The sequence below is a fragment of the Variovorax sp. WS11 genome, assembly GCF_010499245.1.
In the GTDB taxonomy this organism is placed as follows: Bacteria; Pseudomonadota; Gammaproteobacteria; order Burkholderiales; family Burkholderiaceae_C; genus Variovorax.
Genome location: NZ_JAAGOW010000003.1, coordinates 628,115 through 654,525, shown reverse-complemented (window position 1 = coordinate 654,525; position 26,411 = coordinate 628,115). Strand labels below are relative to the sequence as shown.

Below are 26,411 nucleotides of genomic sequence, written 5' to 3'. Positions count from 1 at the left end.
CGGGGATAATCCCCGCCCATGAGCGGCAACACCTTCGGCACCCTTTTCGCGGTCACCAACTTCGGCGAATCCCACGGCCCCGCGATCGGATGCGTCATCGACGGCTGTCCGCCCGGCCTGGCGCTCAGCGAGGCCGACATCCAGGGCGACCTCGACCGCCGCCGCCCCGGCACCAGCCGCCACGTGACCCAGCGCAACGAGCCGGACGCCGTGCAGATCCTCTCCGGCGTGTACGAGGGCAAGACCACCGGCACGCCGATCGCACTCCTGATCGAGAACACCGACCAGCGCAGCAAGGACTACGGCCAGATCGCGCAGCAGTTCCGCCCCGGCCATGCCGACTTCACCTACTGGAAGAAATACGGCATTCGCGATCCGCGCGGCGGCGGCCGTTCCTCGGCGCGGCTGACGGCGCCGATGGTGGCCGCCGGTGCCGTGGCCAAGAAGTGGCTGTTCGAGAAGTACGGCACCGTGTTCCGCGGCTGCATGGCCCAGATCGGCGAGATCGAGATCCCCTTCGAGGGCTGGGAGCACGTCCCCAACAACCCCTTCTTCGCGCCCGTGGCCGACGTTTCGAAGCTCGAGGCCTACATGGACGCCCTGCGCAAGGCCGGCGATTCCTGCGGCGCGCGCATTCGCGTGACGGCCTCGAAGGTGCCGGTGGGCCTGGGCGAGCCGCTCTTCGACAAGATGGACGCCGACATCGCCTGGGCCATGATGGGCATCAACGCCGTCAAGGGCGTGGAGATCGGCGCCGGCTTCGGCAGCGTCACGCAGCGCGGCACCACGCATGGCGACTCGATCCGGCCCGATGGCTTCGACAGCAACAACGCCGGCGGCACGCTGGGCGGCATCACCACCGGGCAGGACCTGGACGTGAGCATCGCGATCAAGCCCACCAGCTCGATCATCAGCCCGCGCCAGTCGGTGGACATCCACAACCAGCCGGTCGAGGTGGTCACCAAGGGCCGCCACGACCCCTGCGTCGGAATCCGCGCCACGCCCATCGCCGAGGCCATGCTCGCGCTGGTCGTGATGGAACACGCGCTGCGCAACCGCGCTCAGTGCGGCGACGTGATCGGAGCGCCGGATCCGGGGCAGTCCAACGCCGAAGGCACGTCACCCCAGGCGTCCTTCCTCTAGTGGCCGCGGGCCGGGGCCACCTGCTCGCCTTCGCCGGACTGTCGGCGAGCTACTTCGCCCACATCGGCTTCTTCAATCCCTACCTTCCGCTCTGGCTCCAGAGCCTGGGGCTGCCGATCTTCACCATCAGCCTGCTGACCTCGGTGCAGTCGATCACGCGCGTCTTCGCGCCCTATGCCTGGGGCGCGCTGAGCGACCACACGGGCCAGCGCGTGCTGCTGCTGCGCATCAGCGCGGCGGTGGCGCTCTTCGCCTCGCTGGGCCTGTGGTGGAACGGCGGTGCCTGGTGGCTGGGGCTGGTGCTGCTGGTGATGTTCACCCACACCAGCTCGATGATGTCGCTCACCGAGGCGGCCATGGCCCACCTGGTGGCCGGCGACTGGGGGCGCTACGGGCGCATCCGGCTGTGGGGCTCGGCCGGCTTTCTGCTCACGGTGTTCGTCGCAGGCGAGTGGTTCGAGCGTTTCGGCATGGGCCATTTCCCGGCCTGGGCGGGCGGCACGCTGGCCATCGTGCTGATCGCGACCCTGCGCCTGCCCGACACGCGCGACGCGCCGCTGGCCCACGCGGCGCAGAAGGAGCCGGTCGGGCCGGTGCTGCGCATCCCGGCCGTGCGCTGGTTCTTCGCCTCGCTGTTCTTCCACGTGATGGCGCATTTCGCGGTCTACGGATTCCTTTCGCTGTACCTGGACTCGCTGGGCTACGGCAAGGGCGTGATCGGCCTCTTGTGGGCGCTGTCGGTGGGCGCCGAGGTCGCCTGGTTCTTCCTCCAGGGCCGGCTGCTCGAACTCTTCGCGATGCCGCGCTGGCTGCTGATCTGCGGTGTCGCGGCCGTGCTGCGCATGGGGCTCACCGCCGGCGGCGGATCGTGGCTCTGGGCGCTGGCGGCCGCGCAGCTGCTGCATGCGCTGTCCTTCGCGGCGCACCACACGACCTGCATCGCCATGGTGTCGCGCCATTTCCCGGGCCGGCTGCGCGGGCGCGGGCAGGCGCTCTTCACCGTGATCGGCTATGGCTTCGGCGGCGTGCTGGGCGTGCTGGCCGGCGGCGCCATCGCCCAGCATTTCGGTTACGTGGTGATGTTCGGCGTGGCGACCCTGCTGGCAGTGGTGGGCAGCGTGTGCGCGTGGCGGACGCAGCGGCTGGAAGCGGGGCGTTGACCGTCGCGGTGCAGGGCTGTAACGTCGGTCCCCTCCGTTTTCGCAAGGCAACCATGCGCATCAAGATGACTTCCAGGAATCAGCTCACGCTGCCGCGCAGCTTGACGGAGCAAGTGGGCGCACCGGAGTGCTTCGAAGTCGAAGTCCGCGATGGCCGGATCTTGCTGACCCCCGCGCACATTCAACGCGGTGATAGCGTGCGCGAGAGGCTGGAGGGCCTGGGTATCGATGGCGCGGACATCGGCGATGCCATTGCATGGGCGCGGCAGCGGAGGACCGGCACGCCTGCAACGATCAAGACGTAGCGCGCGGCCCAGTTATCTCAGCTCCGACCGCCTCGGCAGGTCCGCGCCGCGGCGCGAGCAGGTGAGGGCGGCGGCGCGGGTCGCGAAGGCGAGCGCGTTCTGCAGCGCCGTGGCATCGAGCCCCGCCAGCGCCTGCGGCGTCAAGGCATCCTGCTCGTCGAGCCAGGCCAGCAGCGCGGCCTGGAAGGTGTCGCCGGCGCCCACGGTGTCGACCACCGTGATGGGCGGCGAGGGCGCATCGGCGCGCGCCTCGCGGGTCCAGGCGGTGGCGCCGTCGCGACCGCGCGTGACCACCACCAGGGATGCGCCCAGGTCCAGCCAGCGCTCGGCGACCTGCTCGGGACTTTCGTCGGGGTAGAGCAGGGCCAGGTCCTCGTCGCTGGTCTTCATCAGATGCGCCAGCGGCGCCATGAAGCCGACCACATCGCGCCAGTGCGCGAGGTCGGGCTCGACATTGAGCCGCACATTCAGGTCGTAGGCGATCAGCCGCCGCGCGCGCTCGCGCGCCGCCAGCGCGCGCAGGGCGCTGCCGACCGGCTCCACCGCGAGCGCGTAGGAGCCGAACTGCAGCACGCGCGTGGCGTCCGGCAGGGCCGGCATCGTCTCGTGCGTGATCTGCCGGTCGGCCGCGTCCTTGCCGTGGAAGGCGTAGCGCGGCACGCCGGCGGCGTCCAGGCTCACCACGCTGAGCGTGCTGGGCGCATCGCCGCGCAGCACCAGCGAGGTGTCGACGCCCTCGGCGCGCAAGGACGCCAGCAGGCGCTCGCCCGAGGCGTCGGTGGACAGGCCCGTCAGGAAGGCCACCGGCCGCTCCAGCCGGGCCAGCCCCTGCGCCACGTTGAGCGGCGAGCCGCCGACGCGGGCATCGAGCGTCAACCCGGTGGAGGTCCACTCGCCCATGTAGACATCCATCAGCGCTTCGCCGCAAACCACGAACATCGCCATCTCCCTGTCTCTGCCTGTGAATCGAATGCGGTCAGCGCGGCGACTGCCAGCCCTTGTAGTCCTTGACGTTGGTGCGCGTGATCAGCGTCGAGGGCAGCAGCGTCATCGGCTCGGCCGGCTTCTTGCCGTTCATGATGTCGTGGCCGATCTCCACCGCCTTCTGCGCGATCATGTACGGGTCCTGGCTGGCGGAGGCCTGCACTTGGGTGTCGCTCTTCAGCGCGGTCTCGATGTCGGGCGCGCCGTCGACCGAGGTGATGACGATGTTCTTGCGGTTGAGCTGCCTGGCCGCCAGGTCGGCACCGATGGCCTGCGGGTCGTTGATGGCGAACACCGCGTCCACCTTCGGGAAGCGCGTCAGGTGGTTCTGCATCACGTTGAGGCCGCCCTCGCGCGAGCCCTTGGCGTCCTGGTCGTCCGACAGCACCTTGATGTCCGGGCTCTTCTTGAGCACCGACTTGCAGCCGTTGACGCGGTCGATCACGGCCGACACCTGCGGCCCGTTCTGGATGATCACGTTGCCCTTGCCGCCGAGCTTCTCGACGATGAACTGGCAGGCGATCTCGCCGGCCTGCACGTTGTTGGTCTGCACCGTCGCATCGGCGCCGTTGGCCGCCACGTCCACGCCCACGACCACGATGCCGGCCTTCTTGGCTTTTTGCAGCGCGGGCTCGATGGCCTTGGCGTCGACCGCGTTGACCAGGATCATGTCGGCGCCCGAGGCGATGAAGCCGTCGATCTGCGAGAACTGCTTGTTCAGGTCGTAGTCGGCCGACAGCGCGTTCACCTTGGCGCTCGGGCTGTACTGCTTGACCTTGGCCTCGGCGCCCTTGGCGAGCGCGACGAAGAAGGGGTTGCCCATCGAGCCGAGCGTGATGCCGACGCTTTTGATCTGCTTTTGCTGCGCCTGCGCGGCAGGGGCGGCGAGCGCCGCGGCGATCACGGCGAGGGCGAACAGGGGTTTGCGCATGGGAAGAGTCTCCGTTGGTGGTTGAGTGAGGGAAGGGAAAAGAAGAGGGGACTCAGGTCCGCGCCGAGTCCTTGCGGCGGTAGCGATCCAGCGCGACCGCGCCGATGATCACCAGGCCCTTGACGATGTACTGCCAGATGTCCGAGACGCCCATCAGGATCAGTCCGTTGGTCAGCACCGCGATGATCAGCGCGCCGATCAGCGTGCCGAGGATGGAGCCGGTGCCGCCCACGAAGCTGGTGCCGCCGAGGATCACCGCCGCGATCGCGTCCAGCTCGTAGGAGGCGCCCAGCTGCAGCCCGTTGGCCGCGTAGAGGCGGGCCGAGGCCATCACCCCGCCCAGCCCCGAGAGCAGCCCCGAGGTTTGGTACACGAAGAGCAGCACCGCCCAGACCTTGATGCCCGCCAGGCGCGCTGCCTCGGGTTGCTGCCGACCGAGTAGATGTTCAGCCCCAGCACCGTGCGGCGCAGGATGAACCACGACAGCGCCACCACCGCGAAGGCGATGATCACCAGCCAGGGAATGCCCAGCACCTCGCCGTTGCCGATGAAGGCGAAGGGCAGTTGCGGGTTGAACACGGTGGTGTCGTTGCCCAGGAGGCGCGCGATGCCGCGCACGGCCGTCAGCGAGCCCAGCGTCACGATGAAGGGCGGCAGCTTGAGGAAGGCGATCAGCACGCCGTTGATCAGCCCGAACACCAGCCCGCAGCCCAGGCCGGCCGCGATGCCCAGCATGCCCAGCCCCGGGATGTTGGACACCAGCATCGCCGCCACCGCCGAGACGGCGAGGATCGAGCCCACCGACAGGTCGATGCCGGCGGTGAGGATCACGAAGGTCATGCCCGCGGCCAGCACGATGTTGATCGAGGCCTGCTGCGTCATGATCGACAGGTTCTGCAGGCTGAAGAAGTTCTCGCTCGCCAGGCTGAAGCCGATGCACAGCAGCACCAGCACCGGCAGCATGCCGAGGGCGCGCATGATCTCCTTGCCGCTGGCGCCGCGCAGGGCGCCCGGCAGGGCGGGGTTGTGGGGCGTCGCGAGGGCGGCGGTGTGCTTGTTCATGTCGATGTCTCCTGGATGCGCCGCGGGCTTCAGTGCAGCACGGGCGTGTGGGTGGCGGCCGCGCCGGTGGCCAGCACGACGATGTTTTCCTGCGTGATGGCCAGCGCGCTCGCGCCGCCGACCTCGCCGACCAGGTGGCCTTCGCGCATCACGATCACGCGGTCGCAGATGCCCACCACCTCGGCCAGCTCGCTCGAGATCACCAGCACGGCGACGCCGCGCCGTGCCAGCTCGTCGATCAAGCGATAGATCTCGCTCTTGGCGCCGATGTCGACGCCGCGCGTGGGCTCGTCGAGGATCAGCACCTTGGGCGCCAGCTCCAGCAGGCGCGCGAGCAGCACCTTCTGCTGGTTGCCGCCCGAGAGCGAGCCGACGTTGACCCGCGCCGAGGGGACGCGGATGGACAGCTGCGAGATCGCGTCGCGCGCACGCTGCGCCGCGCGCTTGCCGTCCATCACGCCGCCCGCCTTGGCGTCGCGCGGGCTCACCATCACGTTGATGTTGTCGCGCACCGAGAGGTCGAGGAACAGGCCCTGGCCCTTGCGGTCCTCGGTGAGGTAGAGGATGCCCGAGCGGATCGCGTCGATCGGCCGCGTGATGTCGAGCACCGCGCCGCTGCCGTTCAGCGACACGTCGCCGCCGGTGCGCGGGTCGGCGCCGAAGATCAGCCGCGCCAGCTCGGTGCGGCCGGCGCCGACCAGGCCGGCCAGGCCCAGCACCTCGCCCGCGTGCATCTCGAAGCTGCAGCCGTGCACGCGCCGGCCGTCGCGCAGGTCGCGCACCGTCAGCGCCTTCTCGCCGGTGTGCTGGCCGTGGTGCTCCTTGCGGTAGAAGCCCGAGAGGTCGCGGCCCACCATCATCTTGACCAGCCGGTCGCGCGAGAGCTCGGCGCGGCTGAGCGTGCCCACGTAGCTGCCGTCGCGCAGCACCGTGACCTCGTCGGCCAGCTCGTCGATCTCGTCCATGCGGTGGCTGATGTAGAGAATGGCCAGGCCTTCGTCGCGCAGCCGGCGGATCAGCGCGAAGAGCCGGTCGGTCTCGTGCGTCGAGAGCGGCGTGGTCGGCTCGTCCATCACCAGGATGCGGCAGTCGAAATGCACCGCCCGGGCGATCTCCACCAGCTGGCGCTGCGCGATCGACAGCTCGGCCACGCGCACGGCCGGCCCGAAGTCGGCGCCCAGGCGCTGCAGCGTCGCCTCGCAGGCAGCGTGCATGCCGGCGCGGTCGACCATGCCGCCGCGGCGCAGCGCCCGGCCCATGTAGATGTTCTCGGCGGCCGTGAGGTTGGGCGCCAGGCTCAGCTCCTGGTAGATCACCGACACGCCCAGGTGCTTGGCCGCCAGCGGCCCGTCGATGTGGACCAGCTTGCCGTCGATGAGGATCTCGGCGCCGGGGTCGGGCATGTAGGCGCCCGACAGCACCTTCATCAGCGTCGACTTGCCGGCGCCGTTCTCGCCCATCAGCGCGTGAACGCGGCCGGCGCTGGCGCGCAGCTGCACATCCTGCAGCGCCTTGACGCCGGGGAAGGTCTTGGAGATCTTGCGCAGCTCGAGCAGCGCAGGCGGGGAGTCATGCATTCGCAGTCTCCTGGTGGCGGGGGTGGGAATGGCCGCGCAGCACGTCCGCGCGCGGCGAGAAGTTGAAGAACATCGGCAGGCTGGCCGCGCCGATGGCACCGGCGTCGGCGCGGAAACTGCCGCGCACGATGCGCGGGGTCTGGCGCGCCTCGGGGGCGATGGCGCGCAGGCCCTGGTCGAGGCCCTGCATCAGCTGGTCGATCAGGCCGCTGTCGATGTCGCAGTCGATCACCACCACCGGCAGGTCCAGCACCGCCAGCGAGGCGCGGGTGGAGGGCACCAGCGCGTCGATGCAGTCCTCCAGCCATTCGTTCACCTCGGGCCGGCCAGCTTGGACGCAGGCGTCGAGCCCGGCGTGGTCGTGTACGGCGACGCCCTGGTGGCGCAGGTGGCGCGTGAGCGCATTCAGCGAGGCGCGCGACAGCAGGATGTCCCAGCGGCGCGCCGGCACCGGCGCCGAGGCCAGGCGGCTGGGCGGCACCGGCATCAGGCCCAGGTCGGCCGCGTTGCCGCTGGCGCCGCGCAGGCTTTCGCCGCCGATCACCGCGCCGGCGCCCAGCGCCGCGCCGATGAAGATGTAGAGGAAGTCGTTCTCCTCGCGCCCGACGCCGAAGAACAACTCGGCGATGGCGGCCGCGTTGCCGTCGTTCTCCTTGAAGACCGGCTGGTCGACTGCCTGCGCCAGCATCTCGCCGAAGTCCACCTCGTCCCAGATGCGGAAGTCGGCTTCGAGGTCGAGCTCGCGCAGCCAGGCGCCGAGGTTGTAGGGCTGGGCCAGGCCGATACCCATGAGGCGCCCGCGCTGGGCGCGGTCGAGCGTATCGATCATGCGCAGCACGTCCTCGCGCACCAGCGCGAGCGCCTTGTCGGGGTGGGGCAGCAGCAGGTCGTGCGCGGCGCGCGCCAGGATGCGGCCGCCCAGGTCGATCATCACCGTCTCGATGCTGGTGCGGTCCAGCCGCACGCCGATGCCGTAGGCGCCCTCGGGATTCACGCGGTACAGCCCGGCGGGCTGGCCGCGCTGGCCTTCCTGGCGGCGGCCGGCGGGCTCGATCAGGCGCGACTCTTCGAGCGACTGCACGATGCTGCCCACCGCCGTGTTGGTGAGCTGGGCCCAGCGCGCGAGGTCGGCCTTCGACGCCTCGCCGGCGCGGCGCAGGCGCTGCAGCAGGCTGCGCTCGTTGTAGAGGCGCAGGTTGACCGAGTTCGTGCCCCGACCGGGACCGGCTGTCGTCACTGGCTTGTCTCCTTGCTCTGCGGAAGCGCTGATTAATTAATTCAAGTTGAATAAATAGTAGAAGCGGGCCACGGCGAGACCATCCCGGGTTAACCCGGAAAAATGCAAAAAAGTATTTGTTCAGACCCATGGCGGCCCTCTGTGGAGGGGTAGGGCGGCATCACGGTATCGGTCCGGTGCCCTGCAGCTTGACGGACTCGGATAAACCCCTATTTCGCGCGAAAGTCGCACAGCGGCGATCGATGATCGATCGCAACGCCCGGCCGTCACATTGCCGGCCATCCCTCCGCAGACCTACAGTCGCCTCGCCCCCCAATCCAACGGAGACATTCCATGAGCAAACCCCAGGAGCACGAGCCCAGCGGCCGGCACCAGTCGAAGAAGGCCGCCGCCAGCGGCTGGATCGGCTCAGCGCTCGAGTACTACGACTTCTTCATCTACGCCACCGCGGCGTCGCTGATCTTTCCGCAGATCTTCTTCCCCAAGGGCGATCCGAAGATCGCCATCGTCGCCTCGCTGGCGACCTACGGCGTCGGCTACGTCGCGCGGCCCATCGGCGCCTTCTTCCTCGGCCACTGGGGCGACACCCATGGCCGCAAGCAGGTGCTGGTCCTGTGCATGTTTTTGATGGGCTTTTCGACCATCGCGGTCGGCCTGCTGCCCACCTACGACCAGGTCGGCCTGCTGGCCCCTCTGCTGCTGGTGATCTGCCGCCTGGTGCAGGGCTTCGCGGTGGCCGGCGAGATCTCGGGCGCCAGTTCGATGATCCTGGAGCACGCGCCTTTCGGCAGGCGCGGCTTCTTCGCCAGCTTCACGCTGCAGGGCGTGCAGGCCGGCCAGATCCTGGCCGCGGCGGTGTTCCTGCCGCTCGCGCACTACATGCCCACCGAGGAGTTCAACAGCTGGGGCTGGCGCATTCCCTTCCTGCTGAGCTTCATCGTGATCGTCGCGGGCTACATCATCCGCCGCGAGGTCGACGAGACGCCCGCCTTCGCCGAGGAGGGCCAGCAACAGCAACGCCCGCGCTCGCCCATCGTCGACGCCTTCAAGTACAGCTGGAAGGACATGCTGCGCGTGGTGTGCATGTCGCTGATGAACGTGATCCCCGTGATCGCCACCATCTTCGGCGCCGCCTACGCGGTGCAGGCTGCCTACGGCATCGGCTTCGCGAAGGACATCTACCTGTGGATCCCGGTGCTGGGCAACATGCTCGCGGTGGTGGTGATTCCCTACGTGGGCAACCTGTCCGACAGGATCGGCCGCAGGCCGCCCATCATCTTCGGCGCGCTGGCGTCGGGTCTGCTGGCCTTCGGCTATCTCTACGCGATCAGCATCAAGAACGTACCGCTGGCGATCTGCATGTCGCTCTTGATGTGGGGCGTGGTCTACCAAGGCTACAACGCCGTGTTCCCGAGCTTCTACCCCGAGCTGTTCCCGACCCGCACCCGCGTCTCGGCGATGGCGATCTCGCAGAACATCGGCACCGCCATCACGGCCATGCTGCCGGCGCTGTTCGCCACCGTCGCGCCTCCCGGCGCACCCAACATCCCGCTGATCGTCGGCTCGCTGGCCTTCGGCATTACGGTGATCGCCGCAATTGCTGCGCTGAGTGCGCGGGAGACCTATCGCATTCACATGAATGATCTGGGCGATGCGGATGCGGTGCCGGTGCCTAAGCCGGACTATGAGCGGATGCGGGAGCAGACGATTGCGGATGGGAGGTTGGCGAAGGCGGCGGGCTGAATACCCGCGAAATCAGGAAAGGCTCGTGTAATCTCGCGCACGGGCTTTTTCTTTTTCAGTGGATTCAGATTGAAGACAAAGGATTAATCCTTGGTGCTTCTACGCTGTTGCTGGAAGGTGCGAAGTCCCTTTGTATTCCGTTGAGCGGATCTGCGTGTGGCAGGCCGCTTGAGTCAACACTTAGGCGGCACATGGGCGCACCAATCATCAACCAGCGGCTTTCCGGACGAGTTCGCGCAGGACTCGAACCGAGAGCGCAGGTCGAACTCGGATTCATTGCTGCCCGGCTTGCCCTCGCTTTCTGGAAGCGCGCCTTTCCCGAGAAGCAATATCAGGCGCCACTGATCGACGCGCTCAAGATGGTGGAAGCATTCAGCGCCACTGGGCAACTGGCGCCAGGCGCAAAGGAAACGGCAGAGCTTGCATACCGAACCGTAAGCTCGTGCGACTTGCCTCCTGGCGACATACAGCGTTCGTCAGGCTTCTCGGTAGCCCACATTGCAATGGCGCCGTGGCTCATTGCGGTCGGTCGTGCAGAAAAGGCGAGCCACAATGCAATGGTCGCCATTCGCTACAGTGAGTCCATCCATGACTGGGCTGGGCGCCTTTTGGAACTTGAAGGGGCACTTATATCTCGGGCGCGGCAGCTTCGAGGCGACTGTGCCAATTTCTAGTCCTCCTCTCCACGCAGGATAAAGATCCTGGCTTTCTCGGCCGGCGAAAAGTGATTGAGAATGTCGTCTGTCAGCAGTTTTTGGTTCTCTGCTGAGAGGTTTCTGAAATCGAGCACAAGTCCATCGACCTCGGGTTTAAGGCGGGTCTGGATATCGTTGCTCATTGTCTGTGTCTTCTTGGGGGTCTTCATAAAGTTGTTTTTCATTGCTCGTCGCCTCGGCGTAGCTGTACTTTTCCGGTGCGATGAGCGTATTGAAGTGCTTGCCTCGGCTGCCCGTAGCGAGGATCGCCGTGGAGCTTCTTGATGAGTTCGGACCACTCCCAAGCGTAGTGTTGCACCCTCCGAGATTCGTGCCGTCTGCCCCAGGCCGTGGTGCTGGTAGCCCGGTACTCGACAAGTCCTGCTTCGCACGCTCGCACAAAAGCGTTAAAGCAGGCACTGTCAACTTCGTCAAGGCTGATGTACTCCTGACAATGCTCGTCTAGGGCCAAGAAGCAGTGACGGGCACAGGCTTCTTCCCCTTGCCTGAAATGCTTGCGCGCAGCCTCCGCAATGACATCGAAAACATCGGTGGAAAAGGGCTCCGCCGAGCGTGCTGGGCGGCCGGGGGTGTCGAAGTCCAACGTAATGATGATGGTGCGTGCCATGAGTCCCTCCCCTACGTAGTTCGGTTGTAGCGCGGATCGGCATGAAGCTTTTTGATCAATTCGGACCATTCCCATGCATATTGCGCCACCCTCCGAGGTTCGTCCCATCTGCCCCAGGCCGTGGTGCGGGTGGTGCTGTACTCGGCACTCCTGCTTCGCACGCTCGCACAAAAGCGTTGAAGCATGCGCTATCAACTGCGTTAAGGGCAACGTACTCTTGAAAACGCTCATCCAAGTCCAGGAAGCAAAGACGAGCGCATGTGTTTTCTTCGGACCTGAAATGCTTGCGTGTTGCCTCAATAATGACGTCGAAAATATCGGTCGCAAACCGTTCCGCCAGACTTTCCGCTGGGGCCGTTGAATGAGTGTCCAAATTGATGATGACAGCGCGTCCCATGAGTTGCCTTTAATCGCGTGATAACAATTTTTCTCTTTTTGCTGAAGATTGAAGGTGATTTGATCACCTTAATTCTTCGTTTTCGAATAGCACTAAAACGCCATCGGCCCCCAGACTTTTCTTGATCAAATCAACGACAGTCGGCGAGAGGCCTATTGCTGGGTTGTCGTTGTAATCGATCAAGAAAAATGAATTTGCGGAAAAACCATATTCCTGTACTGTTTCCTTCTGAATGGGGTCAACGTCTTGAGCCTTTGAGAAAAGAAATTTGATTTTAAATGTTTCTTGATGCTGGTTTTCAATGAGATCAATAATTTTCTGCAATTCAGGGCTTGATTTCGAAGAATAACAAAATAAACTCATCGCCATATACGTAATCCTGTCTTTTATATAACCGTAAGCTCAACTAACGCCTTGCGAGAAAGATTCTTGCCTAACAATCACGTTTCGCCGGGCTCGCCAGCGATGTAGCGCGGATCGGCGTGGAGCTTCTTGATGAACTCGGACCACTCCCAAGCGATGCCTCGCACCATATCTGGATCGTGCTGCGTGCCCCAGCCCGTGATTCCCGTTGATCGATACTCGGCCAGACCGGTTTCGCAAGCTCGAACGAAGATGTTGAACCACGCGGGATGGAGTTCATCAAGGGAGATGTGCTCCTGAAATTGTTCGTCCAATCTGAAGAAGCAATGGCGAGCACATGCCTGCTCCCCAGGCTTGAAGTGCGCGCGCGCACCTTCCGTGATGACGTCGAAGACACCGGTGGAAAATGCTTGCGTTGATCTTCCTGGACGGCCTGGCGTGTCGAAATCTAGGTTAACGATGATTGCGCGTCCCAATTTGCAGTCCTTTCCTTTTAGCGGATGGTCTAAGTCTTCGCTCTTTACGCAGGCGGTAGTCGGTCGAGGATCTCGTGCATCAGTTAGTTGTGCGCTATTCGCCTTTTGAAAAGTTTGCGCCCAAGATCACGTCTCGCCGCGCGCGGCAGCCATGTAGCGCGGGTCAGCATGGAGCTTCTTTATGGGTTCCGACCATTCCCAAGCAATGCCCTGCACTCGGGCACCTTCGTGCTGGACTCCCCAGGCTGGCTGTCATTCCGGTCGTTTGATACTCGGCAAGGCCGGCTTCACAAGCACGTACGAGGATATTGAAGCAAGCAGGGTGGACCTCGTCCATCACGTTCCGGCGGGCTCGCCAGCGATGTAGCGGGGATCGGCGTGGAGCTTCTTGATGAGCTCGGACCACTCTCTGGCGATGCGGTGAACACGATGATCTTCATGCTGTACGCCCCATGCAGTGACCCCCGTCGACTGGTATTCGGCAAGTCCTGACTCGCAGGCGCGGACGAAAATGTTGAAGCAGCCAGGGTGGACCTCATCCAGGGAAATGTATTGTTGAAATAGCTCGTCTAACTTAAGGAAGCAATGACGTGCGCACGCTGCTTCTTCGGTCCTGAAATGCTTGCGTGTACCTTCTGTGATGACATCAAACACGCCTGTCGAATACGCTTCTGACAGACTCCCAGGATGACCCCGTGTATCGAAGTCCAAGTTGATGATGATTTCTCGGCCCAATTTCAGTTCCTCATCGAATGATTAAAAGTTGTGTGCGAACGGCAGGCGGCAATTGATTGATGATTTCCATCAAGTGCTCTTGATTCTCGAGGGTAAGATTTCTAAAATTTAGCGGCACGATATCGGCTTTTGCCAGATGGTCATTTAAACGGTTGAACATTGCCAATCGGTCCCCCGGAGACCTTAAGAAATTTCTATTCATGTGTGTTCCAGCGTATGCAGTGTCCACTGAAAACATAAAGTCAACTGTCATGCCTGCGTTAGGCCCTTCAGCAATCACGAAATCGGGTGATTTCTCATCACCTTTGGAGTCGATCCGGACGAGGCGGACCCCGTAGCATTCTGAAATTGTGCCGCGTCATTTCCCTCCCCCAGTCGCGGTCTCTTTTGCTCTGGGTCATATGCCAACCTCTTCACTTCGGACCGATTGACGGATGTCGTTGGGCTGAACGCATTGAGTCCAGTGACGGGGTCTTTGTAGACAACCGATGCCGATGTGCCTACCGGCCTTAGCGGAATCGCGGGCGCAACATACTCCCATTGCCCGTTAGCCCAGTTCTGCCTCCCAATGGTCTGTCCATTGCTGTCTCGCAACTCCCCATTGCTAATGACCGTCGGCGGCCGCTTGTCCATCAGCGGCTCCGGACGCGCCATGCTCCTGGCCTGCGCCATCAGGTTGGCCGCCACGTTCGCGCCGAAGTACTGGGCCCACTCCGCGTTCTGGTAGGTCGCCAGCCCCATCGCGATCCTGCTCAGGGGCGGCTCCTTGACGATCTCGCTGCGGACCCAATCGGCGGCGGCGTTCAGGTCGCCGGTGGTCACGGTCGGCGGGACGCCGAAGACATTGGCGCTGTAGGCCTCGTAGATTTCGGCAACGCTGAACCTGCCGCCAGATTCATCGGCTTTGTTGACCGCCCACACCAGGACTTCGCCCCGGGTCGGCAGGTACGAGTGCGAGGCGGCCTGGAAGTCTGCGCGGATCGTCTTGCAGCGTTCGCTGAAGTCCCCCGCGCAGGCATTGAAGGCGGCTGTCGTTTTCAGGTCCTTGTCCTTCAGCAACTGCCATTCATCGACTTCCGCCTCCGAGCACATGCTGGCTTTGCAGAACTGGTGGAGGTACATGAGGCGGGACGCGTCGGCATGATTCAGGTAGTTGTTCGCCGCCGCATTTCCCCCCGCCTGGCTACCGATGTTGATCTGGCTCGCATCCCCGCCCGTGACCGCCACAGCCAGCCCGCTCACGAGCGCGGCGAACTGCACCGTGTCGTTTCGTCTGCCGTAGGCTTCGGCCGCCAGTTCGCCGATGGCGGCGCCCAGCGCGCCCGCGCCGCAGCCGCTCGCGCTGTCGGCTCGCGCCGCGCCGACCATGCATCCGGCAATCGCGTGGGCCACCGTGTTGGCGAACCCGTCCAGCGCGCCGTCGGCCGTGAGATCCCCGATCGCATTCGCCCCTTGCGCCGCCACCGTGTCCAGCAGCGCCCCCTTGATCCCCTCCCGCAGGTTCTCCTCGAAACTCCCGCCGTTGATGGCCGTGCCGATCACGGCCCTGGCCGTCACGCTCAAGGTGCCTGGCGTCGTGACGCTCGCCGCGTTGGTGATGACGTGGCCCTGGGTGGCGGTCAGCGACAGGTTGGTCTGGCGCATGGTGCCGCCGCGGTTGTCGATGTCGCCGCCGCTTGCCAGCTGCAGGCTCTGCGCTTCGAGGGTGCCCGCATTGCCGAGTGTCCCCTGGGTGGCGATCTTGAGGTCCCCGCCGCTCGTGATGCGGCCGCTGTTGGCGAGGCTCTGGGCCGCGATGTCGGCACGCCTCGCGGCCTGCATCGTCCCGATGTTCTCCAGCCGCCCGGCCGCAGTGACGACCAGTTCGCCGACACCGCCCAGCGGGCCCGATCCGTCCGCGGCCATGATCGTGCCCGCATTGCGCGCACCGACGCCATGCTGCGTGCCGATCAGGGTGATCTTGCCGGCGTACATGCCCCCGAGCAGCGACGAATCCAGCGCGAAGACGGGAGTCGAGCCAGTGCCTGCGGTCGGGCTGATCTGCCCTTGATCGGCCGAGACCTGGTTGGCCCCAGTGACCACCTTCAGCTCGTTGGCCCAGAGGCCCGCGTTGACCTTGATGGCGCGCGCCAGGATGGCCGCGTAGTCGGTGCTCCTGGCATCGAGGCCCGCGCCGTCGATGCTGACGGTACCGCCGCGCACCACCTAGGAGTCCGCGCGGCAGAAGTTTTTCTGCGCGGAGGTGAGCCCCGCGTTGAGTTCGTGCACGGCGAGGAAGGGTTGGCGCTGCGCCTTGGCTGTTCCTGAAGCTCCCGGACAGGGTCTATTTGGCCTGCCGGAGGCGAGGGGCACGCGTGTGCCCCCACTGTGGACCTTATCTGACCATCAAGGTGCTCATGCGCCGCAGGTTCAGCGCCAGGCACACGAGCTTGAACTCGGCCTTGACCTTGTTCAATCCCCGCAGGCTGAACTGCCGGAAGCCCAGCACGCTCTTGATCCACCCGTTGGGCGCCTCCACGATCCACTTCCTCTTGCGGTAGGCCGCTTGGCCTGGTGGCGTCTTCAGCCTGGCATCCATCGCTGCAGTGCGCGGGTATTGTTCGGCGTCGATGTCCAGCGCCTGCTTGCCCTCTCGGCCCAATGCCACGATCAGCTCGCTCGGGCTGTCCTTGAGCTGCTCGAACACGGCCTCCGAGCGGAATCCCGCATCCGCCAGCACCTGTCGGGCGTCCTCGCCCAGGTTGGCCTTCACCGCCGCCAACAGCACCGGCAGGCGGTCACTGTCGGCGGCGTTGTTGCTCAGTTCCGCGGCCACCACGAGTTGCGCGGCCTCGTCCACCGCGGTGTGGGCGTTGTAGCCGTAGTCGTAGCCGCCACCTGAGCGTTTCATGATCCGACTGTCCGTGTCGGTGAAGCTCTCCTGGGCGCTGTCCTTGGGAACACCGAAGTCGCGCTTGTAGCGCCCGCCCTTGGGCTTGCCGTCCTTGTCGCGGGGTTTGCGCTCGTCGTCGGCGCTGCGCCCGCGGGCCGCATCGGCCTCGCGCTGGCGTTGCTCCAGGCGCAGCTTGGCCTCGGTGATCGCCTTGAGCCGGTCCTCACGGCGCTTGATCTCCCCGGGGATGTCCAGGTCGGGTTCGTTCTTCTCCAGGTCGTCGGCGGCACACGCTCGGTTGAGCAAGCCATCGATCTGCGCCTTGAGTTCGCCCTCGGCCTTGACCATCCTGTCATAGCTCATGGCCTTGTGGCGGCTCGCGTTGGCCTTGAGCTTGGTGCCGTCCACCGCCACGGTGCCCAGCTTGACCAGGCCGCACTCGCGCGCCAGGCGCACCACCTGCACGAACAACGCCGCCAGTTCCTCCAGGTGCAGTGCCCGGAAGTCCGAGAGCGTGCGGTGCGCCGGGTAGTTCTCTGCAGCCAACACCCGCAGCGCAACGTCTTCGTGCAGCTTGGCCGCGAGCTTGCGCGAACTGAAGGTGCCGGTGGCGTAGCCGTAGATCAGCACCTTGACCATCATGGCCGGGTGGAACGGCTGATTGCGCGGCCCACCCTTGGCGTATCGCGCATGGAAGGCGCTCAGATCCAGGCTGTCGACGCTGTCGCTGATGAAGTACGCCAGGTGCCCTTCGGGCAGCCAGTCTTGAAGTGCGTCAGGAAGCAGTCTTTGCTGCTGAGGCTCGTAGGGCAGGTAGCTGATGGGCATGCGCCCAAATCTATCAAGCCTCTGCGCGCTCGTCACGCTTCTGCCGCGCAGGCTCCTAGTCTTACTGTGTTAAATATTTAGGGCTCGTTGGTGCCGAAGACAACAGGGACATCGGGGCAGGTTACGAGCCAGCAGTGCGCCGATACGCAATCGCAAGCTCGTGATGGAGGATGGGACGTGGCGCTGCGCCCTCTGGGCTTCCCCGAGGTTTGTAATGCGTGGGTAGGGCAGGCTCTTGGCGTGCGGAGTTTTTTTTACCCCCGACCTCGTCGGGGTGCTGCAGCCGCTGCGCCAGCAGGAAGCCGTAGGCGGCAATGCTGAGACTGGCGTGATGATGAAAGCCGCGCCAGCCCCGGCCTTCGTACTGTCCAAGGCCCAGGTCCTGCTTGAGATCCTGGTAGTCACGCTCGATGCGCCAGCGCATCTTGGCCTCGTAGACCATGCGCTCCAGCGACGTGTCCTCGGGCAGCGTGGACAACCAGTACTTCAGCGGCTCTTCGTGGCCCTCGGGCCACTCGATGAGCAGCCATTGCGGCTCGCGCAGCTCGCTGCGCCGCTGGTCGCGGTGCGCTGCACGGACCCGCACGCGCGTGAAGTGCGAGCGCAGCGCGGCGTTCGTGCCCTCGCGCCAGGTCACTTCTTGCCAGTCGTCGGGCTCGATGTCGAAGGCCACGTCCTTGACCGTGCGGGGCCGGTGCTCGGGGGCGGTGGCGTCGCCGCGGCGCAGCCGCCGTGGCACGCGGCCCCTACCGCTGTAAGGCTTGGGCGGCAGGGGTTCGTGCCCGGGCGGCCATACCGTGACGCTGCCCGTCACCCCCACAACGTAGCGCAATCCAAGCTCGTCCAGGCGTTCGCGAAACGCCGTGTCCACGCCGTAGCCCGCGTCGGCCAGCACGCAGTGCCTCGGCGCCCCCTGAGCCACCAGGTGCTCGATCTGCTGCAGCGCGATTTGAGGCTTGGTGGCGAACTCGATTGCCTCGGGCACGCCGGCCTTCTCGCGTCTGGCCTGGTCGTCGGCCCACTCCTGGGGAAGGTACAGCTGCCACGCCACCGGAATGCTGGCCGCCGCGCAGGCCAGCGACACGCTCACCGCCACCTGGCAGTTGTCCTGCTTGCCCAGCATCCCGCAGTATTGGCGCGCGACGCCCACCGAGTGCCGCCCCTGCTTGGGAAATCCTGTGTCATCGATGATCCACCAACCGCCGTCGCTGAAATCCATCAGAGGCACGACCCACTGGCATATCCCCAGCAGCATGCGCTCATCCGACCAATTCGCGTCGGCCACGAAGTGGTGCAGCGACTGGTGGCGCGAACGCACATTCAGCGGGTCCATATGTGCCGCCATCGGCTCCACGCTCTTGCGCTGCAGCGGCGACATCAGCCCCGTGGTGTACCCGCGCAGCCCGGCGTGCCGATCTGAATGTCCCAGGCCTTCGCTCAGATGGGCCATGTACCGCTCGAATTCCTGCAAGTCTTCCATCAAGGTTCGCCCTTCTCCTGAAGAAGTGCGCATAATGCCTTGATTTCACTCAAATTACTAACACAGTAAGACTAGCCGTCCAGCCCGCCGGCTGCATTGAGCTGCGGGGTGCCGGTGGTGAGCGTCGCCCGGCTGGCGTTGATGAAGGAGCCGCCATCGACGGCGATGCCCGCGGGGTTGGCGACGATCACCTCGGCGCGCTGGCCGCCCACCTCGATGGCCCCGCGCAGCTGCGTTGGGTTGCCGCTCGTGATCTCGTTGAGGATGATCCGCGCCGGCCCGGTCGCCAGATAGGGATTGGCCTGCACCCAGCCGCCCAATTGGGTCTGCACATCGCTGCGGCTGTTGTTGAGGATGACGCCGCCCCGCTGGACGTCGAACTGGTTGTAGAGGTTGCGCGAGACGCCGGCGGCCGAGGGGGTTTGGATGTTGACCAGCGGCACGCCGTTGGGCGCCACCAGCACGGTGGGCCGCAGGCCCGGCGCCACGCCCGGCGCGTCCACGATCTGGGCTTGGCCGGGTAGCGCCACCAGCACGCCAAAAAGAGCGCCCGCCGCGATCGCGGGCGTTGTGCCGGTTGCCTTGCCCGCGCTCCTGGCCGTTTCCTGCACCACCATGCGCAGGCCGCGCGCGGCATTGAAGACGACCCTGTGAAGATACTTGTTCAACTCTTTGCCTCCCAACATCCGGGGGAGGCCAAGCCAACGCGTCAGCGCTGCGGCCCCACTCCCGTCGAGGGGCCGGATTCTGGGGCCGATCAGCTCAGATTACTCATGAGTCAGTAATTTAGCGGACGATTGTGAAACTTGCTCGGCCTCATAGAGTCCAATGGCTGATGAAACGAGACGGTCGCACTCTGGCCCACAACACGCTTGAGGAAATGCGTGTTGTGGCTGTTCAGCGCATGAACGAGGGAGAGCACCCCGCGGCTGTGGCCGCATCCTTTGGCATGAACCGATCGTGGGCGTACAAGTGCAAAGCGGCGGCGCGCGGACGTGGCCGTGGACTGAAGGCTCTGCGGTCGACCAAAGGGACGGGGCGGCCTCGAAAGCTCACCAGCGCCCAGGAGCGGCAAGTCTTTCGATGGGTCAATGGCAAGCGCCCCGATCAGTACGGCTTTGACTTTGGACTGTGGACCCGGCAGATCGTCCAAGAACTTCTGCTCGCGCGCTTTGAAGTGAGCCTGTCGCTCGCCTCGATTGGCGCGCTGCTTGCACGCTTGGGGCTGACCACGCAAAAGCCACTGCAACGCGCCTATCAGCGCGACCCCGCTGCGGTTGCTCGATGGAAAAGCGAGATCTTTCCCGCGATTGCCACCGAGGCGCAAGCCAGTGAGGCGGAAATCTTGTTCTGGGATGAATCCGGATTCCGAGCCGACTCGGTGCATGGCAAGACGTGGGCCAAGAAAGGACAGACCCCCGTCATTGATCGGCCGGGGCAGCGTCAGAGCATCAGCGCGGCGTCCGCCGTCACCGCAAAGGGCGCTTTCTGGTTTGCGACTTATTCCGGCGCGTTGACTGGTGAGTTGTTTGTCGAATTGCTCAAACAGTTGATGCGAAAGCGCAGAAAGCCGGTGCGCCTGATTGTGGATGGACTTCCCGCGCACAAGAAGGCCATCGTGAAGGAATACGTAGCCAGCACCGCCGGCAAACTCACGCTGCACTTCTTGCCCGGCTATGCGCCTGACCTGAATCCCGACGAGTTGGTCTGGAGCCATGCCAAGCGCACAGGAGTTGCTCGCTCGCCTTTGAAAGCGGGCGAGAAGCTGCAGTGCCGAGTTGACGGTCAACTGCAGGCCATCGCCGAAGACAGCGCCTTGGTTCGTTCCTTTTTCAGGCATCCATCTGTCTCCTATATTTCTGACCTATGAGTAAATCTGGTCTTTTGTCGCTGAATTGTTGCCGGGCTCACCGTTTCCGGCGTACCGCAGTGCCGGCTCCCGAGCGCTCTCCGAGCTACAGGGACGTCAGGCACGCGCTTTTTCGCAGAGAACAAATGTTTCCCCAGCCAGCAGCGAATGAGCGGTCCCGGCTTCGGCCGCCAGCTCTTGTGCCGTCGCGACTTCGATCGGCGTGAGCTCGAAGCGCTGCAGGAAGCCGTCGATGCGCTCCACTTCGATGGACCAGGCGAAGGGTTCGCTGCGCCACGCCAGCCACCGTTCGACCCAGCGGCTGCGCGGGCGAAAGCCGGTGCTGCCGTCGGGCCACTTCGACATGAAGCTGAACACCATCCGGGTCGACGGCGCACGCAACGCCGCGAGTGCCTGGAACAGCCGGTCGATGGCTTCGGGAGAAAGGTACATCAGCACCCCTTCGGCGATGACCAGGGTAGCGCGACTGTCGTCGAAGAGTTCGGTGGGCAGTGGATCGGTCGCGAGGTCGACGGCGACGAAGCGCAGGTTGGGCGCGAGCTCGCCGCCCAGCGCACGCCGCTTGGCACCTTGCGTTGCCGGGTGGTCGATCTCGATCCAGTCGATGCGCGGGAACTCCGCCGCCAGGCGCAGGGCCAGCGTGTCGAAGCCGGCACCCATGACAACGACGCGCTGGAAGCCGCTGGCGATGGACTCGCGGCATCGGCGTTCGATCCAGCGCTTGCGGTGCCAGTAGTGGGCCGTGATGCCGGGCAGGACCAGGTGCTCGACCATGCGCCACAGCACACGCGCGGGAGCGAAGGATGCGCTCTTCGCGAGCATCCGGTCGGCGCGGCTGCCGGACAGAAAGCGCTCGCACAACGCGCGCGCGCCCGGCGCGACCAGTGCGGCCGTGTGCGGATCGCTGGCCAGCAGGATCGTGCTGGCCGCGATCAGCTTGGCCGTGCTGCTGGCTTGATCGGACTTCATGCCGATGCGCTTTCACACGCGAGCGCATCGGGGCAGGGCGGCGCGAACGCATCGCGGTAGTGCGCATACCAGGTGCTGGCGAACAGCTCCTGCGGGTCGTATTCGAGCTTCTTTGCAAGCCACGTGCCGAACTGCGGATAGCACCGCTGCACCTGTGCGGCCGATGCGTAGCGGTGATAGGTAAGAAAGAAGCTGCCTCCGAGTTCGGTGGAGGCGTCGATCAAGGCGCGGAACGTGTCCGCCGTGCGGGCGAGTCCCGCCGTGTCGTGCGGCGTTCTCAGATTGAAGACGATGCACGCGAAGTCGTCTTTGGCCCACGGAAGGTACGAGGTGGTGTCGCGAAGGATCGACCGGATGGTCCCGTAGATCACCTCGGTGCCGAACACGCGAAGCACTTCGCGCGCCCGCTGCATGAACGGCAGCAGTCGATGGCGCGGCACGTAGTGCTCGCCGATGACCAGCGTCTCATTCGGGGCAACTCCACCAGCCTGCGTGCCGGCGAGAAAGTCGGCGTAGCTCGGGATGTAGGTGCTGAGCTGCATGGTGTCCGACCCGTAGAGCTTGCCGTGGGTGTCGAGGTAGTGCCTCGCGTATTGCGCAAAGGCCGCCTTCTTGTCGTGGTGCGCGAGCTCGAGCAGCTTCAGCCACGCATCGGCTGAGAGGTCCGCCGCCGCATCCTCGCGCGCGCCGGCTGCCTGCGCTGGCTTGTAGCAGGCGAGGACGCCGCGGCGCAGGAAGTGATCGTCATGCGCATCGATGGCGAACTGGAAGTCGCCGTACAGGCAGCCCTCGTCGGCACGGCGAAAAACGGCGTTCACCGCATCGTCCAGGTCGAGCACGTCGACGATGCGCCTGACAAGAAGACGCGGCGACAGACACAAGGTTGCGGCGTAGACGATGCCGAAGAGGCCCCAGCCGCCGATCGCCAGCGAGAACAGTTCGGGGTTGTGGCTGCGGCTGCAGAACACCACGTCACCGCGCGCGTCGACGAGCGTGAGGTCCTCGATGTCGTTGCCCAGTGGCTGCATTCCCAGGCCGCGCCCATGCGCATTCGCTGCAATGGAGCCGCCCAGCGTGACCTCGTCGACGCCCGTCTGCTTTTGCCGGATGCCCCAGTGCCCCTCGCTGCCGGCCTCCATGGCGTGCGTCGCTTCGATGATGCGCGGCCACATGGCACCGGCTTCGATCTCCAGCAAGCCGAGCCGCGGGTCGACCTTCAGCACCTTGTCCAGGGCCCGCATGTCGATGTGGACGGAATCGGCTGCAAACTGCTGGCCGCCCATGGCGTGCCGGCCGCCGGCGACCGAGATGCGACGGCCAGCGCCAGCTGCCTGCCTGACCGTCGCCTGCAACTCGGGCAGCGTCCGGGGTTTGCACACCTGCGCAACCAGGGTGGCGTTCAACTGGGAATGGACGTCGTTGAGAATTTGCTTCATCGCTGCCGCTCGGAGGCGGTGGGTTGTGGTGATGGGCGCATCATTGCCAAGCCATCCCAGCCGGCTTCAAGCGTCGTCGTGAAGGTGGCCGAATACGCGCCGCGGCGTACCGGATGCCGATACCGATGCCCGCTTACCCGCTCTTTCAGATCAGATTTCGCATCGCCTGCGCCGTCTCGCGCAGCAGGGGTAGTACGCGGGCGACCGCATCGTCGCTGCTTTCGTGACCCATCGGCATGGTGATGTTGAGCGCGCCCACCAGCTCGCCGTGCCGGTCGCGTAGCGGCACCGCGATGCCGCGCGAGTTGAGGTCCAACTGTTGCTCGGACAGTGCCCAGCCCTGCGCGCGGATGCGCGCCAGCTCCAGCTTCATGCGCTCCTTGCTCGAGATGGTGTGCGAGGTGAAGACGGTCAGCTCGTGCGTGGCCAGCCAGTGGCCGCGCTCTTCGTCGCTGCGCATCGCCAGCATCAGCATGCCCGAGGCCGTGACCTGCGCCGGCACGCGCGCGCCCAGCACGTAGCCGGTGCTCATGCTGCGGTTGGGGCCGTTGCGTGCGATGTAGACCACCTCGTCGCCGTCCATCACGCTGAGGTAGGCGATCTCGTGCGTGCCCGCCGCCACGCGCTGCAGGAAGGGCTGCACGATGCGCGGCAGCCGCGCCGACTCCAGGTACGACTGCCCCAGGCGCAGCACCCGCGGCGTCAGCCAGAAGAGCTTGCCGTCGCCCGCCACATAACCCATGTGCTGCAGCGTCAGCAGGTAGCGCCGGGCGGCGGTGCGGGTCATGCCGGTGCGCTGGCCCGCCTCGCTGGCGGTCATGCGCGGGTGGGCGTCGTCGAAGGCCTCGATGACCGACACGCCGCGCTCCAGGCCGGCGATCCAGTCGCGCTTGTCGAGTCCGGGCGGGGCAGGGGAGGCGTCGATGGTCATTGGGGACAAACCCTGGATTCGTTCGATTATCGATCGCGTTCGAGCGATGAGCGCGCTATTCTGCTTCCTTCCTCTTGGGTCGCGCAAGCCGGCGTCCTACATTAGCGGCGCTCCCCGGCAATTTGCGCGATAGCCGAACAACACCGAGCGAGACAAAACCCATGTTCCCCTTCATCGCAGGCAGCACCGACCTCTACCTGATCCCCGGCGATCCGGTGACCAACGTTCGCCTGCCGCGCATGTTCAACGCCGTCTTCGAGCGCTTCGGCATCGACGCGGTAATGGCACCGGCACGCGTGGCGACACGCGACTTCGCAGTCTTCGTCAAGGCCTCGTTCCTCGCCAAGAACGTGCGTGGCATGGTGATCGCACCGCCGCACAAGCCGCTGGCGGTGGACCTGCTCGACGGCGCCGGCCTGTTCGGCCGGGTGGCCGGCTCGGTCAACGTGGTCAAGCGCATCGCCAACGGCGAGCTCGAAGGCGACCTGTTCGACGGCGAAGGCCTGCTGGGCGCGCTGGACCACTACAACATCCCCTTCCGCGGCAAGCGCGTGCTGATCCTGGGAGCCGGCGTCAGCGCGGCGGCGGCCGGCGTGGCGCTGGCCGAGGGCGGCACGGTCAATGGCGCCGAGCACATCGCCTTTCATGACATCTCGGCCGGCAAGGCCGCCGGCGTCGCGGCCAAGCTCGATGCCTTCTTCGACGCCACCACCGTCGCGGTCGACAGCAGCGATCCGGCCGGCTACGACCTGGTCGTCAACGCCACGCCGCTGGGCCTGAAGGAGGGCGATGCCCTGCCGGTCGACGTGGCGCGCATGGAGCCGCACGCGGCGCTGTTCGACATCCTGCTGCGCAACCAGCCCACGCCGCTGGTGCAGGCGGCCCGCGCGCGCGGCCTCAATGCCCAGGCCGGCTTCGAGATGCTGATCCAGCAGATGCCGTACTACCTCGACTTCTTCGGCCACACGGCCGCGGCGCATGGCGTGCGCGAGGACGCGCGCTTCCTGCGCGAGCTGATCTATCCCCAGGCGATGGCGGCGGAGATCGACGCGCCGCTGCGCTACCACTCCGACAGCGTCGCCTGACAGGCACGCCCACCACACCATGGCCATTTCGCTCGACCGCTTCGGCTTCAACACCGTCACCATGGGGGGGGACCTCGGCCACAAGCTCGAATGCATGAAGGCCGCGGGCTTCGCCGGCGTCGAGCTGTGGGCGCGCGACCTGATCGCCCATCCGGCCGGCGTCGAGAAAGCGGCCGAGCTGGTGAAGTCCAGCGGCCTGAAGGTGACCGACTTCCAGCCGCTGCGCGACTTCGAATGCGCGCCCGACGCCATGCGTCCGCACCGGCTCGAGATGGCGCGCGAGCAGCTGCGCCAGATGGCGCTGGTCGGCACCGACCTGCTGCTGGTCTGCTCCACCACCTCGCCGCTGGCCATCGACGACCCCGAGCGTGCGGCCGAGGACCTGCGCACCCTGGCCACGCTGGCCACGCCGCTGGGCATTCGCATCTGCTACGAGGCGCTGTCCTGGGGCCGGCACGTGAACCGCTGGCACCAGGCCTGGGACATCGTGCGCCGCTGCAACCGGCAGAACGTGGGCCTCAACCTCGACAGCTTCCACATGTCGGTGCACGGCGACGACACGCCCGAGACGCTGGCGCAGCTGGCCGAGGTGCCGGTGGAAAAGATCTTCCTGGTGCAGCTGGCCGACTACTTCTTCGAGTACAGCGACCGCCAGGCCGACATGATCGAACTCGCGCGCCACCAGCGCCTCTTCCCCGGCGAAGGCCTGCACGACGTGCGCGACCTGGTGCAGCTGCTGGAGCAGAAGGGCTACCGCGGCCACTACACCTTCGAAGTCTTCAACGACGACTACGTGAACTCCGACCCGATGGTGGTCGGCCAGCGCGGCATGAAGAGCGCGCGCTGGATCAGCGAGTCGGTCATCGGCGCATAGAAAACAAGGGCAGCAACAGGAGACAAGCAATGACAAAAATCTTTTCGTGGTACTGCCGAGGGCTCGAGGGCCTGATGGCGCTGATGCTCGCCATCATGGTCGTGATGGTGTTCGGTAACGTGGTGCTGCGCTACGGCTTCAATTCGGGCATCACGGTGTCGGAGGAAGTGTCGCGCTGGCTCTTTGTCTGGATGACTTTCCTGGGCGCCATCGTCGCGGTGCGCGAGCACGGCCACCTGGGCACCGACATGCTGATCGCCAAGCTGCCGACCTGGGGCAAGAAGCTGTGCCTGGTGGTGGCGCACGTGCTGATGCTCTTCGCCTCGTACCTGCTGCTCACCGGCAGCTGGCAGCAGACGCTGATCAACTGGGACGTGAGCGCGCCCACCACGGGCGCCTCGGTCGCCATCTTCTACGTCGTCGGCGTGTTGTTCGGCGTCTCGGCCATCGTGTTCCTGCTGTACGACCTGTGGCGCGCGCTGAGCGGCCAGCTGAGCGACGCCGAGCTCGTGATGGTGCACGAGTCGGAAGAGCAGGGCGACATCGACAAGATCAACGCCGAGCTGGCCCGCCGCGATGCCGAAGAGGCCGCGCAGCGCCGCACCAACAACCCGAAGAACGGACGCTGAC

General features: G+C 65.4%; 25 protein-coding genes and 2 pseudogenes. 9 read left to right on the top strand and 18 right to left on the bottom strand.

Translation table 11 applies throughout. The annotated features are described in order from the left end of the window. Positions 1 to 18 precede the first annotated feature (18 nt). Genes aroC through GXN78_RS28675 form a run of 3 tightly spaced genes read left to right on the top strand, consistent with a single transcriptional unit; the run spans position 19 to position 2,608 of the window. The gene (gene aroC, locus GXN78_RS28685) at positions 19 to 1,143 is read left to right on the top strand and encodes a chorismate synthase (RefSeq protein ID WP_106554378.1); all 1,125 of its coding nucleotides are present in this window, start codon (positions 19 to 21) and stop codon (positions 1,141 to 1,143) included. After that, positions 1,143 to 2,303: an MFS transporter gene (locus GXN78_RS28680; RefSeq protein WP_106554379.1), complete on the top strand. Its 1,161-nt coding sequence runs from the start codon at positions 1,143 to 1,145 to the stop codon at positions 2,301 to 2,303. Before aroC ends, GXN78_RS28680 begins: the two co-directional genes overlap by 1 nt. Then, positions 2,300 to 2,608: an AbrB/MazE/SpoVT family DNA-binding domain-containing protein gene (locus tag GXN78_RS28675; RefSeq protein WP_239142958.1), complete on the top strand. Its 309-nt coding sequence runs from the start codon at positions 2,300 to 2,302 to the stop codon at positions 2,606 to 2,608. The genes GXN78_RS28680 and GXN78_RS28675 overlap by 4 nt, the downstream gene beginning before the upstream one ends. A gap of 12 nt (positions 2,609 to 2,620) precedes the next feature. Here GXN78_RS28675 and GXN78_RS28670 read toward each other — a convergent pair whose 3' ends face one another. From GXN78_RS28670 to GXN78_RS28650, 5 genes and pseudogenes are all read right to left on the bottom strand, one after another. Next, complete coding sequence (locus tag GXN78_RS28670; RefSeq protein ID WP_343231035.1) at positions 2,621 to 3,553, bottom strand: carbohydrate kinase; 933 nt, start codon at positions 3,551 to 3,553, stop codon at positions 2,621 to 2,623. 31 nt (positions 3,554 to 3,584) lie between these two features. Further along, entirely contained in the window at positions 3,585 to 4,523 is a 939-nt protein-coding gene (locus GXN78_RS28665; RefSeq protein WP_106554380.1) for an ABC transporter substrate-binding protein, read from the bottom strand. Between the two features lie 52 nt (positions 4,524 to 4,575). Continuing rightward, positions 4,576 to 5,501, bottom strand: a pseudogene (locus GXN78_RS28660) (ribose ABC transporter permease). Positions 5,502 to 5,614: 113 nt separating this feature from the next. After that, on the bottom strand, positions 5,615 to 7,162 hold the full coding sequence (locus GXN78_RS28655; RefSeq protein WP_106554382.1) for a sugar ABC transporter ATP-binding protein: 1,548 nt from the start codon (positions 7,160 to 7,162) through the stop codon (positions 5,615 to 5,617). Continuing rightward, positions 7,155 to 8,399, bottom strand: a complete 1,245-nt coding sequence (locus GXN78_RS28650; RefSeq protein ID WP_106554383.1) for an ROK family protein — start codon at positions 8,397 to 8,399, stop codon at positions 7,155 to 7,157. The genes GXN78_RS28655 and GXN78_RS28650 overlap by 8 nt, the downstream gene beginning before the upstream one ends. Positions 8,400 to 8,732: 333 nt before the next feature. On the opposite strand from GXN78_RS28650, the gene GXN78_RS28645 reads away from it, so the two are divergent. Continuing rightward, positions 8,733 to 10,142 (top strand): MFS transporter, encoded by a 1,410-nt coding sequence (locus GXN78_RS28645; RefSeq protein WP_106554384.1) that lies wholly within the window; start codon positions 8,733 to 8,735, stop codon positions 10,140 to 10,142. Between the two features lie 191 nt (positions 10,143 to 10,333). Further along, on the top strand, positions 10,334 to 10,816 hold the full coding sequence (locus tag GXN78_RS28640) for a hypothetical protein (protein WP_146162959.1): 483 nt from the start codon (positions 10,334 to 10,336) through the stop codon (positions 10,814 to 10,816). Here GXN78_RS28640 and GXN78_RS28635 read toward each other — a convergent pair. From GXN78_RS28635 to GXN78_RS28590, 10 genes and pseudogenes are all read right to left on the bottom strand, one after another. After that, positions 10,813 to 10,980, bottom strand: a complete 168-nt coding sequence (locus GXN78_RS28635) for a hypothetical protein (RefSeq protein WP_164255831.1) — start codon at positions 10,978 to 10,980, stop codon at positions 10,813 to 10,815. The two genes, GXN78_RS28640 and GXN78_RS28635, sit on opposite strands and share 4 nt — an antisense overlap. 38 nt (positions 10,981 to 11,018) lie before the next feature. Further along, positions 11,019 to 11,465: a hypothetical protein gene (locus tag GXN78_RS28630; RefSeq protein WP_106554386.1), complete on the bottom strand. Its 447-nt coding sequence runs from the start codon at positions 11,463 to 11,465 to the stop codon at positions 11,019 to 11,021. A 460-nt stretch (positions 11,466 to 11,925) separates the two neighbouring features. Further along, a complete protein-coding gene (locus GXN78_RS28625; RefSeq protein ID WP_146162960.1) occupies positions 11,926 to 12,231 on the bottom strand; it encodes a hypothetical protein in 306 nt (101 codons plus the stop codon). Positions 12,232 to 12,302: 71 nt separating this feature from the next. Continuing rightward, positions 12,303 to 12,701, bottom strand: coding sequence for a hypothetical protein (locus tag GXN78_RS28620; protein WP_146162961.1), 399 nt, complete (start codon positions 12,699 to 12,701; stop codon positions 12,303 to 12,305). 336 nt (positions 12,702 to 13,037) lie between these two features. Continuing rightward, positions 13,038 to 13,355, bottom strand: a complete 318-nt coding sequence (locus GXN78_RS28615; RefSeq protein ID WP_146162962.1) for a hypothetical protein — start codon at positions 13,353 to 13,355, stop codon at positions 13,038 to 13,040. Positions 13,356 to 13,446: 91 nt separating this feature from the next. Next, positions 13,447 to 13,752 (bottom strand): hypothetical protein, encoded by a 306-nt coding sequence (locus tag GXN78_RS28610; protein WP_239142969.1) that lies wholly within the window; start codon positions 13,750 to 13,752, stop codon positions 13,447 to 13,449. Beyond that, entirely contained in the window at positions 13,713 to 15,638 is a 1,926-nt protein-coding gene (locus GXN78_RS28605; protein WP_239142957.1) for a DUF637 domain-containing protein, read from the bottom strand. The genes GXN78_RS28610 and GXN78_RS28605 overlap by 40 nt, the downstream gene beginning before the upstream one ends. 172 nt (positions 15,639 to 15,810) lie before the next feature. Further along, positions 15,811 to 17,136 (bottom strand): IS1182 family transposase, encoded by a 1,326-nt coding sequence (locus GXN78_RS28600; protein ID WP_164255356.1) that lies wholly within the window; start codon positions 17,134 to 17,136, stop codon positions 15,811 to 15,813. Positions 17,137 to 17,257: 121 nt separating this feature from the next. Continuing rightward, a complete protein-coding gene (locus tag GXN78_RS28595) occupies positions 17,258 to 18,616 on the bottom strand; it encodes an IS701 family transposase (protein WP_164255346.1) in 1,359 nt (452 codons plus the stop codon). A 77-nt stretch (positions 18,617 to 18,693) separates the two neighbouring features. Then, a pseudogene (locus GXN78_RS28590) lies at positions 18,694 to 19,284 on the bottom strand (filamentous hemagglutinin N-terminal domain-containing protein); the annotation flags it as partial. A gap of 167 nt (positions 19,285 to 19,451) precedes the next feature. Here GXN78_RS28590 and GXN78_RS28585 point away from each other — a divergent pair. Continuing rightward, a complete protein-coding gene (locus tag GXN78_RS28585) occupies positions 19,452 to 20,486 on the top strand; it encodes an IS630 family transposase (protein ID WP_106561525.1) in 1,035 nt (344 codons plus the stop codon). 96 nt (positions 20,487 to 20,582) lie between these two features. Here the strand turns inward: GXN78_RS28585 and GXN78_RS28580 are convergent, their stop codons facing one another. The 3 genes from GXN78_RS28580 to GXN78_RS28570 form a co-directional block, all read right to left on the bottom strand. After that, positions 20,583 to 21,455, bottom strand: coding sequence for a class I SAM-dependent methyltransferase (locus GXN78_RS28580; RefSeq protein WP_106561271.1), 873 nt, complete (start codon positions 21,453 to 21,455; stop codon positions 20,583 to 20,585). Continuing rightward, the gene (locus tag GXN78_RS28575; protein WP_106561270.1) at positions 21,452 to 22,891 is read right to left on the bottom strand and encodes an FAD-binding oxidoreductase; all 1,440 of its coding nucleotides are present in this window, start codon (positions 22,889 to 22,891) and stop codon (positions 21,452 to 21,454) included. Before GXN78_RS28575 ends, GXN78_RS28580 begins: the two co-directional genes overlap by 4 nt. 145 nt (positions 22,892 to 23,036) lie before the next feature. Further along, positions 23,037 to 23,822, bottom strand: a complete 786-nt coding sequence (locus GXN78_RS28570) for an IclR family transcriptional regulator C-terminal domain-containing protein (RefSeq protein WP_106561269.1) — start codon at positions 23,820 to 23,822, stop codon at positions 23,037 to 23,039. 161 nt (positions 23,823 to 23,983) lie between these two features. On the opposite strand from GXN78_RS28570, the gene GXN78_RS28565 reads away from it, so the two are divergent. From GXN78_RS28565 to GXN78_RS28555, 3 genes are read left to right on the top strand one after another with little or no spacing between them, the layout of a single operon-like run. Then, positions 23,984 to 24,907 (top strand): shikimate dehydrogenase, encoded by a 924-nt coding sequence (locus tag GXN78_RS28565; RefSeq protein ID WP_106561268.1) that lies wholly within the window; start codon positions 23,984 to 23,986, stop codon positions 24,905 to 24,907. A 19-nt stretch (positions 24,908 to 24,926) separates the two neighbouring features. After that, positions 24,927 to 25,781, top strand: a complete 855-nt coding sequence (locus GXN78_RS28560; RefSeq protein WP_106561267.1) for a sugar phosphate isomerase/epimerase family protein — start codon at positions 24,927 to 24,929, stop codon at positions 25,779 to 25,781. Between the two features lie 29 nt (positions 25,782 to 25,810). After that, a complete protein-coding gene (locus tag GXN78_RS28555; RefSeq protein ID WP_106561266.1) occupies positions 25,811 to 26,410 on the top strand; it encodes a TRAP transporter small permease in 600 nt (199 codons plus the stop codon). Position 26,411: the final 1 nt, after the last annotated feature.